The organism is Aeribacillus sp. FSL K6-8210 (assembly GCF_037963925.1).
Lineage (GTDB): Bacteria > Bacillota > Bacilli > Bacillales > Aeribacillaceae > Aeribacillus > Aeribacillus composti.
Map to the genome: position 1 here is coordinate 1579320 of NZ_CP150172.1, position 13611 is coordinate 1592930.

Annotated in this window: 12 protein-coding genes and 1 pseudogene; 7 read left to right on the forward strand and 6 right to left on the reverse strand. The window is 38.4% G+C overall.

The window, feature by feature from the left end:
* Positions 1 to 15: 15 nt before the first annotated feature.
* Entirely contained in the window at positions 16 to 492 is a 477-nt protein-coding gene (locus tag NSQ41_RS07630; RefSeq protein ID WP_063388247.1) for an Lrp/AsnC family transcriptional regulator, read from the reverse strand.
* A gap of 219 nt (positions 493 to 711) precedes the next feature.
* Here NSQ41_RS07630 and NSQ41_RS07635 point away from each other — a divergent pair, with 219 nt between their 5' ends.
* The 3 genes from NSQ41_RS07635 (at position 712) to NSQ41_RS07645 (ending at position 5667) form a co-directional block, all read left to right on the forward strand.
* Positions 712 to 1947, forward strand: a complete 1236-nt coding sequence (locus NSQ41_RS07635) for an MFS transporter (protein WP_339211342.1) — start codon at positions 712 to 714, stop codon at positions 1945 to 1947.
* Positions 1944 to 3524 (forward strand): gamma-glutamyltransferase, encoded by a 1581-nt coding sequence (ggt, locus tag NSQ41_RS07640; protein WP_339211343.1) that lies wholly within the window; start codon positions 1944 to 1946, stop codon positions 3522 to 3524. The genes NSQ41_RS07635 and ggt overlap by 4 nt, the downstream gene beginning before the upstream one ends.
* A 1339-nt stretch (positions 3525 to 4863) precedes the next feature.
* The gene (locus tag NSQ41_RS07645; protein ID WP_339211344.1) at positions 4864 to 5667 is read left to right on the forward strand and encodes a site-specific DNA-methyltransferase; all 804 of its coding nucleotides are present in this window, start codon (positions 4864 to 4866) and stop codon (positions 5665 to 5667) included.
* Positions 5668 to 5756: 89 nt separating this feature from the next.
* Here NSQ41_RS07645 and NSQ41_RS07650 read toward each other — a convergent pair whose 3' ends face one another.
* From NSQ41_RS07650 to NSQ41_RS07670, 5 genes are read right to left on the reverse strand one after another with little or no spacing between them, the layout of a single operon-like run.
* Positions 5757 to 6983 carry an ABC transporter permease gene (locus NSQ41_RS07650; protein WP_339195327.1) on the reverse strand — a complete coding sequence of 409 codons (1227 nt, stop codon included), beginning with the start codon at positions 6981 to 6983 and terminating at the stop codon, positions 5757 to 5759.
* Positions 6976 to 7911 (reverse strand): ATP-binding cassette domain-containing protein, encoded by a 936-nt coding sequence (locus NSQ41_RS07655; protein WP_339211347.1) that lies wholly within the window; start codon positions 7909 to 7911, stop codon positions 6976 to 6978. Before NSQ41_RS07655 ends, NSQ41_RS07650 begins: the two co-directional genes overlap by 8 nt.
* Before the next feature lie 17 nt (positions 7912 to 7928).
* Positions 7929 to 8789, reverse strand: coding sequence for an ABC transporter ATP-binding protein (locus NSQ41_RS07660; RefSeq protein WP_066248495.1), 861 nt, complete (start codon positions 8787 to 8789; stop codon positions 7929 to 7931).
* Complete coding sequence (locus tag NSQ41_RS07665; protein ID WP_066248497.1) at positions 8789 to 9187, reverse strand: GntR family transcriptional regulator; 399 nt, start codon at positions 9185 to 9187, stop codon at positions 8789 to 8791. Before NSQ41_RS07665 ends, NSQ41_RS07660 begins: the two co-directional genes overlap by 1 nt.
* A 15-nt stretch (positions 9188 to 9202) precedes the next feature.
* Positions 9203 to 9928, reverse strand: coding sequence for a hypothetical protein (locus tag NSQ41_RS07670; protein ID WP_327848210.1), 726 nt, complete (start codon positions 9926 to 9928; stop codon positions 9203 to 9205).
* Positions 9929 to 10360: 432 nt separating this feature from the next.
* On the opposite strand from NSQ41_RS07670, the gene NSQ41_RS07675 reads away from it, so the two are divergent.
* From NSQ41_RS07675 to NSQ41_RS07690, 4 genes and pseudogenes are all read left to right on the forward strand, one after another.
* Positions 10361 to 11548, forward strand: a complete 1188-nt coding sequence (locus NSQ41_RS07675; RefSeq protein ID WP_339211349.1) for a glycosyl hydrolase family 18 protein — start codon at positions 10361 to 10363, stop codon at positions 11546 to 11548.
* Positions 11549 to 11950: 402 nt separating this feature from the next.
* On the forward strand, positions 11951 to 12823 hold the full coding sequence (locus NSQ41_RS07680) for an AraC family transcriptional regulator (protein ID WP_066248502.1): 873 nt from the start codon (positions 11951 to 11953) through the stop codon (positions 12821 to 12823).
* A gap of 102 nt (positions 12824 to 12925) precedes the next feature.
* Entirely contained in the window at positions 12926 to 13132 is a 207-nt protein-coding gene (locus tag NSQ41_RS07685; protein ID WP_311067381.1) for a hypothetical protein, read from the forward strand.
* A gap of 236 nt (positions 13133 to 13368) precedes the next feature.
* Positions 13369 to 13539: pseudogene (locus NSQ41_RS07690) on the forward strand (HNH endonuclease); the annotation flags it as partial.
* Between the last annotated feature and the right edge of the window lie 72 nt (positions 13540 to 13611).

A 13611-nucleotide genomic window follows, 5' to 3' on the forward strand; every position in this document is an offset into this window, starting at 1 on the left:
TCTCCCCCTCATCCTTTATAATTTCATTCCCATGCGGCTCTTGTATCGTTTAATGAGAATTTGACAGTCAACGCTGACGACACCGCGCATCGGATACAATTTTTTTGTTAAAAAATTTTCCATTTCTTGATTATTTTTAAAGATTCCATGCATATGGAGCTTGCTTGGTCCAGTCATATGGTACAAGCTTGTAACGGCATGCTCCTCCGCCAATTGTTCTGCCACTTCCTCTAAATATTGCGGTTCCACTTCAACGTTGAAAAAGGCGGAAACATGAATGCCGATTTTCGTCGGATTGATAACCGTCGTAAATTTCTCGATAATTCCTTTTTCAATTAAGTTGTTTATTCTCGCCTGAACGGCAACTCGAGACAAACCGATTTCTTTTCCGAGATCGGTATACGATATCCGGCTGTTTTCATGCAGCTTCTCTAAAATTTGTTTATCAATATGGTCTATGTCTAAATTCGGAATGTTGTATTCGAATGCCATTCATACCACCCTTTATTTCGTTATGTAGTTAATTTTCTAATTATAATTTCCTTTAGTATACAAAATATGTTTTATGATTTCTATAAAAAAATAAAAATATTTATTTGTTTACGAAACGAAAAAACTTTGTTAAAAAAATTTACAAATTCAAGGAACTTTCCTCAGCAGCTTTCTATAATGAAATCAAATTTTTAAAAAAAGTTGAGAGGGGTGAAGAAAATGAAACGCACACATCCAGCCATCGTTATTTTCTTGTTTTTTCTAGGATGGGTATTTATGTATGCGGATCGAAATATTTTGTCGCCAGTGATGGGAGAAATAGGAGAGCAGTGGAATTTAAACAATAGTCAATTAGGTTTGATGTCCACTGTATTTTTTATTGCCTATTCGATCATGCAAATTCCAACAGGATTTTTGGCTGATCGGTTTGGAAGAGTGAAAGTTTTAGTAATTGGTTATATATTATTTGGCATTACCACTTTTTTGAGCGGATTGGCATCTTCATTTGCATTGTTTTTGCTGATGCGCGCTTTAACAGGTATTGGAGAAGGTACTTATTACGGTTCGCAATACGGAATTTCTTCCAACATTACCCCTAAAAAATACAGAGGGATCGTTTCTGCAGTGATCAATAGCGGAATGGCTTTCGGCATTTCTCTTGGTTTTATTGCTGCTAGCTATTTCACATATACCTTAAACAAAGGATGGCAATTTTCATTTTATCTATTTGCCATTCCAACTATTATTGTTGCCATTTTGATAGGAATATGTGTACGAGATCAATCCAGCCATGAAAAAAAACAAGAAGTTCCTCATATGAAAAATAGCCAAAACTTAAAACGGTTGTTTACAAAAAATCATCTTTTCGTTTACATTCTCATCTTCTGCTCTTTATATGGATTCTTCGGAATGCTTACTTGGTTGCCTTATTATTTGCAGACGGTAAAAGGGGTAGAAGGCTCGCAAACAGGGATCATATCTTCTTTAGTGCCTTGGGCTTCGATTCCGGGGGCTATTTTCTTTGGATATGTTTCAGATAAAGTAAAAAATAAAAAGCCGCTGATCATCTTTTTAGCTTTTGCTGGAGCTGTTTGCCAATTTGTCATCCCTTATGCGGAAAATTATTCTTTGCTGCTAGCAGGATTAGTTTTTTACGGACTGCTAGGAAAACTGGCGCTCGATCCCGTATTAATATCTTATATGGCTGAAATTACGCCGTCATCCATGTATTCCAAAGTGTATGGTTTTTTCAATTTCAGCGGAATGCTTTCTTCCATTTTTGCCCCTTATATTACGGGCTATTTTGCCGATATCACCGGCAAGCTTGAAATCGGTTTTTATTTGTCAGGTGTTTTGCTAATCATCGGTGCAGTCTTATTTCTGTTTACTGAAAGTTCAAATCGCATGTCCGATTTCGTTCAAAACAATAAACCGAGGGAGGAACAAGCAATATGAGCCAATCAATGATCGGAACCAAAAATATGGTTGTCAGTCCGCATTATTTGGCATCGGCAGCTGGCTGCCGCATACTGCAAAAAGGGGGAAATGCTTTCGATGCAGCGGTAGCGGTCAGCGCCTGCTTAGCGGTCGTTTATCCGCACATGACAGGGATCGGGGGAGATTCTTTTTGGCTGTTTTACAGCAGGAAGGATCAAAAAGTTCGTGCGTATAACGGCAGCGGCCGTTCCGGCTATAACGCCACGCTTGAAAAATACGAAGGTTTGTCCGCCATTCCTTTTCGCGGCATTCAAAGTGTCATAACCGTTCCGGGGATGGTTGATAGCTGGGATGCCATCTTGAAGGAATACGGAAGGCTTTCATTGGCGGAAGTTTTAGAGCCAGCTATCGAATATGCGGAAAACGGATTTCCTTTTTCCAAAGACCAATATGTCAACACAAGAAAAAATGTTCATATTCTGCGCGAGTTTCCGGAAACATCATCAATTTTCCTGCCTCATCATCGGGTTCCGAACCTGAATGAAAAATTTATCCAGAAACAACTGGCAAATACTTTGAAAGAATTGGCAGAAAAGGGAAGAGATTATTTTTACAAAGGCGGGTTAACAAAACGCATTGTATCGAGCCTTCAAGAAAAAGGGGGGCTTTTAATAGAAGATGATTTTGCGGATCATCACGGAGATTGGGTCGAACCGCTGAGCGGAACATACCGCGGTTATACAATATATCAAGTTCCGCCCAATTCACAAGGCTTTGTCGGGATAATGGCGTTAAATATTTTAGAAAACTTTGATTTTAAAGCCATTCCGCACGGTTCTTTTGAATATTATCATCTATTAACAGAATCGTTGAAAAAAAGTTTTCAAGATCGCAACCAAGTATTGACAGACCCTGACTTCTACGCAATTCCGCTTCATAAACTGTTAAGCAAAACATATGCGAAAGAGCTGGCCGATTCGATCAGTCTGACAAAAGCAAGCGAAGTAAAGACGCAGCCTGTTGGGAACGACACTGCTCATGCGGCTGTCGTGGATGAAGAGGGAAATGCGGTTTCCTTTATACAAAGTCTTTATTTTGAATTTGGTTCATGTGTAGTGGCCGGTGACACGGGGATTTTGATGCAAAACAGAGGATCGTTCTTTTCTCTTGATCGGTCGCATGTCAATTGTTTGGCGCCGAGAAAAAGAACGTTCCACACATTGATGCCAGCAATGGCTTTTAAAGATGAAAAACCGTATATTTTATACGGAACACAAGGAGGAGAAGGGCAGCCGCAAACACAAACTGCGATCATTACAAGAATGATTGATTATCAAATGAGCCCTGCAAAGGCAATACATGAGCCAAGGTTCGTGTGGGGAAGAACATGGGGAGAAGAGACAGAAGAATTGAAGATGGAAGGCCGCATCCCGCAAGACGTGATCGAATCGATGATCAAAGCGGGCCATCTTGTAAAAGTTGTTGATGAGATTGATAAAATAATGGGACATGCCAATGCCATATTAGTGGATGAACAAGGCTTTTTACATGGCGGGGTTGATCCAAGAGGAGACGGTGCGGCAATCGGTTGGTAACGGCGAATTCATAAAAAGCAGGGATTTATGCTATCCGTTGTTTCATATTTAAATATATTAGAGAAGGGTTTAAGCCACAGGGGGGGGCGGAAAGTTTCCGGCTAGGGCAAAGCCTGCAGAATTCATTATTGGAATTCTACAGGCTTTTATCATTTTGAAGAGGTTCTCACATCGGTATATTCAACCCTGGAAATAAATTAGGAGAAGTTACAGCCAAAAGAAAGGTTTTAGTAGAAATATATAGGTAAGCTAAAACACCAACGATTGCAACAAGCTGTTTCGCGGACTAAATCTTTCATCAAACCTCCCTAACAAAACTTACGTTGATTTCCAGTTGTTGCTTTTCGTCAAAAACAAACAGCAAAATGAAATTTTATATTCCGCAATACTGGTCCATATAATTGCTACCAAATAGCCAAAAATGCCATGATGACCATTTTAAGCTCCTTCACCATCTACACAGGCAATCATATTAGAACATTTTTTATGTATTTTTACTTATCAAATTTGTATTTGATTATTTACAAGTAATAATAAGGGGTATAACTAATATGATAAAAAGAAAATTTTTAACAGAGCTCATTACGTTTGTTATTTCTACTTTTATCATAGCGATTTTATTTCCGCCAGAAGCATTTTTTTCTGACCAACAAACAGGATCTTCTTTTCACAATCTTCTCATGATATCTCATCTGTAAGCGTAGGGCTGTTCTTTTATGGACTACCCATATCGATAGCAATTGATTTCATGACCAAAAGGTTTTTCGCATTTGCTCTACATATAATCTTCGGAATATTGCCTGCTATCATATTATGGTTTTTTGCAGTTTTTTCTTTAGCTATTTCCGTTATTTTTTTCTTCGTTGACGAAGTCATTAAATATGGAATAAATAGGGGCTTAATGGTTGAATCCTCATGAAACAGAATGAAACACCGGGAAAGTTATTCTTCGGTTTAGGACTGTAGCCAATTGAGCAACATACATCTGCAAGTGAGTGCTGAAAATGTTTCAAAATAACAAAAAAACCGGAGAGCTTTGGAGTGCATGATAAATACCTTGGCTGTAGTATGGAAAACTTTGATTGGACGAGCAAACTGGACAGAGATCAAGAAGGAAATAACGTCCTCAGAGGATTATGCGGAGAAGGTCATAAGCATAATCAGATAATCTGCACGCGATAATGCCCAAATACGAAAATTAAAATAAATAGGTAAGACAACAATCCACTGAAAGTCGCTGCGCCAAATGCTAGATACGAGCTAAATCGGTTGAGAATGTACGTTCTTCTATAGTATGATAAAATAGTTATATCGTTTATTTTTAAAAGGGTGTTTGGATATGGACACAGAAACTGCATCTGTGAGAACGTTTAAATATGGAAACAATCTCGAAGTAAAAATTGAACTAAATGATTGCATATCCTTTTTAAAGTCTTTAAAAGATGAAAGCATCGACTTGATTGTAACAGACCCTGCTTATTCTGGAATGAATAACAAGCTGAAGCTCGGGAAGGGCAGAATCGTCGGTGAATATAAGCAAAAGGGAACGGAAAACGGGAAATGGTTTGCGGAATTTGAAGAAAGTGAAGAGAACTATCATCTCTTTTTACAAGAGTGCAAGAGGGTGCTGAAAAAAGATACAGGGCACATTTACATCATGTTTGATTCTTTTTCTTTATTAAGCTTAGGGCATTTAATGAGAGAGTACTTTGACGTAAAAAACATCATCACTTGGGATAAAATCAATATGGGAATGGGGCATTATTTTAGAAGAAGGCACGAATATATTATTTTTGCTACGAACGGAAACAACCGCAAAATTAGAAACCGGTCTTTTCCAGATGTATGGCGGTTTAAACGAATTCACCATTCGAAATATCCGACTCAAAAACCGGTTGAGCTGTTCCAAGCGATGATTTATGCAAGTGCCGAAGAGGGATTTACGGTTTGCGACCCGTTTTTAGGGAGCGGATCGTCAGCTATTGCAGCCATAAAAAACAACTGCCGCTTTTTAGGATGCGATATCGCAAGCAATGCTTATACAGCCAATGTAGAAAGAATTCATCACTATCTTAAAACAAAAGAAGACATCTATCAGCCCAAGCCTTGCCATATCGAAGGCGAACCGGTATTTTGGGAATAAAGATCGATCATAACTACGCAGCTTGCAAATGTTATTCATCTTCACCAAACCATAAAAAAATCGGCGTTTAGCCGATTTTTTTATTTTGATCATTGTCTGATCCAAGTCCATATTTCTTTTGGCGTGGCATTTTTTCCGTACATTAAGATGCCGACTTTAAATATTTTTCCAGCTAGTTTCATAAAGATCCAAACACTTATTATTAAGATTGCAAGTGATATGACGATTTCCGCCCATGGCCATTCCTCTAATATCGACAAACGAAGAATCAAAACAGCGGGTGATGTGAATGGAAGATAGGTGCCGATTTGCGCCCATAGCCCGCTTGGATCTGTCAGCACAGGTCCGACAAAAACAAATGACAAAAATGGCAGCAGGATAACTAATCCTTGAAAGTTGCCGGCGGTATATATATCTGCCATTGTGGCGCCGATGCCGACAAAAATTGACGAAAACAGCAAGTAGCCTAAAAGGGCAATCCCGATGAAAAGAAAAAGATGAGGAACGAACAAATAGTGAAATATCGGAACATCAATTTTCCATAAAACGATTGGAATGATAAAAATGAAAAATACAACAACTTGTAACATTCCTAATAGGAAATAACCAATAATTTTACCTTGCATGAGGTCTTTTGGCGTGACCGATGAAAGAATGATTTCCGCAATTTTATCTTTCTTTTCCTGCGAGGCGCTTTGAAAAATCATCATGCCGCTAAAAACAATGGATAGTAAAATGATGCTGGCAAAGGCCCCTGGTACAATGCGTTCTAAAATTTTTTCCGTTTCTCTTCCTCCGCCTTCAGTTTTTGAGATTTCACTAACGGTCGATTGTTCAAAGACGATTCCTTTCGAAATGGCTGCTAATTGATTTTTCGATAAACCAAGCTGCTCCAACTGCAAAGCTTTTAACGGCTCTGCCAGCAGCTGAATTTGATTGGCAAACATCGGGCTAATCACATCGCTTGTGTAAACAGGGACAACGCCATCCGTTAATGACTGTTCACCGATAAACAAATAGGCTGTATTCTCTCTATTTTTTAGCAAATCTTCTATCTTATCTTCCGCGATGCCAGTTTTCTGAAGCTTGAATGGAAGGTTGTGAAGCTGTACTGCTTCCTGCAAGGCTGGCAAAATATTCAGCTTATCATTGACATAAACAGTTGTTACACTTTGATCCTCATCTGAATTGGCAAGATTTCCGAGCAGGAAAAAAGCTAAAAAGAGAATAGGCGTTATAAACAAGCTGATGATAAATGATTTGTTTTTTAAATTCCGCTTTATTTCCCATTTTGCTATTTTTATAGTATTACTCATAATTTTCACCAGCTTCCTGTAATAAATTTTGATCTGTGGCAACATCAATAAAGATTTCATGCAGGGAAATGCGGTCAAGCGATAATTCTTGAATTATCATATATTCCGGAAGGTTTTTTAACCATTTGGCAGGTTGAATGTCTTTTGTTAAATAAAGAGTTGATACACCTTCATTTTGTTCTATTCGTTGAACACCAGAAATTTGTTCTAGTACGGCGCGGTCATTTTTTCCGCGGATGACACATTTGAAATTCGCATATGTTTTCTTTACTTCCTCTATCGATCCATAAACCACCTTGCGGCCGCGATGGATCATAAATAATCTGTCACACATCTCTTCTACTATATTCATTTGATGGGAAGATAGAAGAATCGCTGTGCCGTTATTAGCTAAGCTTCTTATTTCTTTTTTAAATAACTCCTGGCTCACAGGGTCTAATCCGGAAAACGGTTCGTCTAAGATGAGCAGTTCAGGCTCATGCAGGATCGAAGCGATAAACTGTACTTTTTGTCCCATTCCTTTTGATAGTTCATCAATTGATGACTGTTCTTTTCCTTCTAAGCCAAATTTTTTTAAATAGACTTTAGCCCGCTCTTTTGCTTTTTTTAATGGGTAGCTTTTTAAATCTGCTAAATAAAGGAGAATATCCATTACTTTGACATTTTTATATAAACCGCGTTCTTCCGGCAAATAGCCAATTTTATGGCGCGGGATCATATTTTTTTGGCTATTGTGGAATGTAATGCTTCCTTCATCTGGATACATAATCCCCATAATGTTGCGAATGATCGTTGATTTTCCAGCCCCGTTCGGTCCTAATACCGCCATAATTTCCCCTTTTTTCACTTCAAACGATATATTTTGGATAATCGGCTGATGTTTGAATGATTTTCCTAATTTTTCAACTGTTAAAACCGTTTCGTTCATATTTATGTTCCTTTCTGTTAAATTGGTTGATTGAGCATAATCGTGATAATTTCTTCCAACTCTAACGATTCTGCTTTGATCCAATCGTATTGATGCTCTATTAAATACTGTTCTGTATTTTCTTGTTGTTGAGTGATGACAATTTGCTTTCCTTTTCTTCCAACTTCACCCGGTATCGGTTTATTTGGCAGAGGCCGCTGCAAAAAGTAACGTTTATATCTGCTGGCTAATTCTTCTTTTTCAAATTTTCCAAGCAATTGTCCGTTTTTCAGTACAATTAGATAATCAGCAAGCTTTCGAATATCATCTGTTTGATGGCTGGCAATGATCATCAGCTTTTCGCTTCTTTCCATCCATTCTACGAGAATATCCATCAGCATTTGTTTTGAAGGGATATCCATATGAGCGGTTGGTTCATCAAGAATCAAAATGTCGGTATCGCAGGCTAAAGTTAAGGCGATGCTTAATTTCTTTTGAACACCTTGTGATAAATTTCGATATAGCTTTCTTAAAGGGATATCGAACATTTGTACAAGCTGGTCGAAATATTTCTGATCCCATGTTGAATACCAATGGGAAGTGAGCTTCATCAATTCCAATCCGTTAAAGGAATTGCATCCAATCAATGTCTGCGGCAGGTACGAGATGTGCTGCTTCCAGCTTTCATCACGATTTTGTATTGATTGACCAAATAAGCGGATCTGCCCCTCATCTTTTTTCGCAAGATTCATCAGCATTTTCATTAATGTACTTTTACCAGCTCCGTTTTTCCCAATGAGTGCATGAATCGTTCCAGGCTCAAACGAAAGATCAATTGGCCCTAATTGAAAATCATCGATCGTTTTTCTTAACTGCATGATTTCTAACCAAGGCTGCATTAAGAACCCTCCTTTTCCCGCAATTCAACCATTACTTGTTGAAAGATTTGCTCAATCTCTGCAAACGTATAGTCATGGCGGAGCGCCGTTTGTACAGCGGTTTGAATAGCTTTGTACACCGTTTCTGTCTTTACTTTTTCTTTCTTAGCATCGTCTATGTCAGCTACAAACGTTCCTTTCCCTTGTGTTGTCTGGATAAACCCTTCATATTCAAGATTTTGGTAGGCGCGTCTAGTCGTAATCACACTAATTTCAAGGTCTTTTGAAAGGGTGCGGATCGAAGGCAGCGGTGAACCAGCAGGAAGCTGACCGCTTGCAATCAGCGCTTTAATTTGTTCTTCCAATTGATAATAAATAGGCTCCGGAGAATCTTTTGCAATCTGAATAGGAAGCTCCATTCAACTTCCTCCTTCTTAAAATAAATAATCCATTTTTTCGATTTTTTTGGACATATATTTTTGCGAGTAGAGCACGCCTATAGCAGCGAAAAGAACTGACGCAATAATACTTACTAGAGGCCATTTTTCCGCCATGAGCATCGTCAAAGGCACAAAGCCGTTTCCATATAAAACGTTAAATATCGTAAAGATAAACATGAATCCAAAAAATAAAGCGAATATATAAAGGGCAAACCTCACCGTTGAAAGCCGGTAGCCGACATCACTAGCTGGAAACGAAGCTCCTAAATGAATGCCAATACCAATCCAAATCATGATAAATGCGAAATATTCCTTTAAGTCCAACGCTGCTCTAAGATCAGGGGAAAACACATAAGTAAGAATCGATACCCCTAAATAGTAAGGAACGGCAAAGGCGAAAAAAATGATAAATCTGCTTTTAATGAGCACATCCTTTTGGATCGGCAGCTGCCTAAGTGTAATAAAAAAAGGAGATGCCCAAAAGTCGCCGCCTATTTTTTGATGATTAAATTCTTTCGGTTTGATCCATGCAGTTCCAAAACCAAATACAATAAAGAACAAAAAATCTAGCATAACGGTGCTTCTTTCCATATTTTTCGGAATGACAGTGGCGAAAAACATCGAAAACGTGATGGCCATCAAGGCAAGCAATACAAATCCCAATTTCAATTTTTTTAATTCAAACTTTGCTAGCCAAAACGCTTCCTTCCAATCGTTCATATTGATCTCCTCCAAGTGAACTGTTTTACTGTGTATATCTATATACACACTATATAACGTTTTGTTAAATTTGACCAGTCTTTTTTGAAAAAATGTATGGATAGGCATCAACAACATTCGTTCTAAAAATTTTTAAGTAACTCCAAACGGTATGTAGAAGGACTGCAAAAAAATTTCAACTTCTGGAGCACAGGATGTAAATAAAAAAATTCGAAGCAGCTGATGAAAAAAATGTACGGAGAAACACGCAGCAAAATGGAACTGTAAAAAGGTCAACAGCAGATGAAAAATTTCTATGTAATTTTGCGACAGTCTTTTTTTAAATACTTTTTCCAGCGCATATTTGCTGAATCTATGGACAGAAGTGAAAAACTCGGGAATATTCATCCTCTTGTTTAGGAAGTATAAGAAAAAACAAGAGGAGATGTTGTGATGAGAAAATTTGTCATTTTGCTCTGCCTTTCGCTCGCTCTTTCTGGATGCGGAAATGGAAATGATAAAAAGCAGGGCGCTTCTTATGATCAACAGCAAGGAACGACAACTCAGAATGAAGGAGATAGCTCGCTCATTAGGATACAGCATAGCCAATCTCCAGCAAAACGAATACAAAAGGTAAACCCTGATCAGACGACCAGCGACAAAAGACCTATTAACTCAATTGGATTTCTTGAGCCGATCACTCCGCAGCAATCCGTTTCTGACTTAAAAGGTGTCAGCCAGCATTTATCATATGTAGCTTTTTTCAGTTACCGAGTGAACGCCGATGGAAGTCTTGTTCCAATTGAAGACAGTGAAGCACTCGCAGCTGTTAAAAAATCCGGTGCGATTCCGATGATGGTCATCACCAATTTTACAGAAGGAAATTTTTCACCGGATATTGCTCATCGTATCTTTACAGATAAAACAGCCTCTAAAAGTTTGATCAATGGCGTTATTCAGACGATGAAAGCAAAAGGATATAAAGCTTTAAATATCGATTTTGAACATATTCGGGAAAAGGATCGTGAGCTGTATAACGGCTTTCTCGAAACGATTTTGCCACAGGTTCGCAAAGCTGGCTTTACGGTTTCAACTGCATTGGCCCCAAAAACGAGTGATGAACAAAGAGGACCATGGCACGGAGCCCATGATTATAAGAGACATGGAGAGTTAGCAGATTTTGTTATTTTGATGACGTATGAATGGGGATGGTCCGGCGGTCCGCCAATGGCGGTGTCACCGATTCCGCAAGTTCGCAAAGTACTGGATTATGCCGTTTCCGTCATTCCGCGAAACAAAATTGTGATGGGCGCCCCTTTGTATGGGTACGATTGGACTTTACCATACAAAAAAGGCGGTAAATTTGCCAAACGAATCGCTCCGGCGGAAGCAGCAGACCTAGCGGCGAAAGAAGGAGTTGAAATTCAGTATGACAACGAGGCGCAGGCACCTTGGTTTCGCTACACCGATGATCAAAACAAAACACATGAGGTCTGGTTTGAAAATGAACAAAGCATGCAGGCAAAGTTTAATCTCGTAAAAGAATACGGACTGAATGGAGTGGCATATTGGGTGCTTGGCGAGCCTTTCCCTCAAAATTGGACTTTGCTTGAAGAGGAGTTTATTATTCAAAGACACTAAGCGGAGAAAAATGGCATTAGCCCGCAACATTCTGAAAGAAGAAGGCGTCAACTGCTTGCATATCAAAATCGAAGGTATACAAAATCAGTAGAGAAAAACAGCTCGTTTTTCTCTACTTGATTTATTTTAGGGACTTGTTCGAAAACCGTTTATGAAAATTGAGCCGTTTCTTTGCTTATTTATGATAATGATCATTTCACCAAACCTACTAAACAAACATATTGCTTTCATTATTTACCTGATCTATTTCACTTGATCCATCATAAAACCGTTTTTATTCATAAACTGAGCAGGTTGCGCAAAAATGCACATGATCATATCACCACCCTGCATAATTGTGCACAAAATATCGGGTAGATCCATTCAGCTCCTGCTATTCTTGTAATCAAGGGAGGTCATATAATGGATTTGCTTAAGAACATGAACAGAGCCATACAGTATATTGAAGAAAACCTTACACATGATATTGACTTTAAAGAGGTGGCAAAAATCGCTTGCTGTTCCGAATATCATTTTAAAAGGATGTTTTCTTTTCTTGCAGGTATTACACTATCAGAATACATCCGCCGCAGACGCCTGACTCTTGCAGCATTTGAACTTAAAGATAGCAGCGTAAAGGTCATCGACATTGCGATAAAATATGGGTACAACTCACCAGATTCTTTTGCAAGAGCTTTTCAAAACTTGCATGGTATAACACCGTCAGAAGCCAGAAATCGTGGTCATTTATTGAAAGCTTATCCACGAATGACCTTCCAGTTAACAATTAAGGGAGGAAATGAAATGAACTATCGAATTGTAGAAAAAGAGGCATTTCGTATTGTTGGTATTAAAAAAAGAGTTCCGATCATTTTCAAAGGAATTAATCCGGAAATTGCCTCGATGTGGAAAAGCTTAGATGATGAAAAGATCAATAAACTTAAAAAACTTTCGAATGTCGAGCCTTTAGGCCTGATTCAAGCATCCACGAACTTTTCTGAAGGCAGAATGGAGGAAAAAGGGGAGCTTGATCACTATATTGGCGTAGCAACAACTAAGGAATGTCCAGCTGAATTTACACAACTTGTAGTTCCTGCCTCAACATGGGCAGTATTCGAAGCAATCGGACCATTTCCTGATACACTGCAGGATGTATGGGGACGCATTTATTCTGAATGGTTTCCAACCTCAAACTATGAACAAATAGAAGGTCCAGAAATCTTATCAATCGGAAGCAAAGATTTAACTTCCCCGACTGTAAAATGTGAAATTTGGATTCCGGTACTGAAAAAGTAAAAAAAGCATTAGATATCTCTTTTTGTAATTAATTCCTAATAATGGTATATTAATTTTCAAGTGTTTATAGTTTAAAAAATATGAAATATAAATGGAGTGGCAATGGAAACGGACATGGGAACGCCTCAAGGCGGCCCGCTTAGTCTACGTGTCCAGTTAAGTGTAGCCGATTCAGTAATTAGATTAGTGAAAGAGAAGTTTAAACGTGAAAATGGTGGACGCCTATTCTGTGAAATATGTGGTTTTGACTTTTATGAAGTGTATGGCGAAATAGGAGAAGACTTTATAGAAGTGTTTTTTGCAAAATAAAAGTGCAGAGAATTGCAAAATCCTTATGCAGTGATATGCAATGGGGCTTTACATGGAGGAGGAGCCATGATAACCTTTTTTGGTTTTGCCAAAACTGTTGAAGCTGGCGCTTGACTAAAGAATCATGGCTACAGAGGATCGACGTCAAGCCCTTGATGGATAGATCACATATATGTATATTTATTCAAAATTTTGATAAAGATATACTGCAACCCTCTGTATTTTTTTCTTGCAGAAAACACTTTATAGAAGGTCACCACACTATACCTGTATCAGAATTAGAAGAAGGACAATTAACAAGGATAGAAGATATAGTCTTAGTATGTTCAAACTGTCACCGCATGTTACATAGAAGAAGACCGTGGTTAACTAAGGAACAGTTAAAAGATTTAATAAAGAAGGAATAGCTAATATGGATCGAGAAACAACAAAAGATATTATATAATGCTCCCATAAGGTGAGACACATGAGCGTGATAA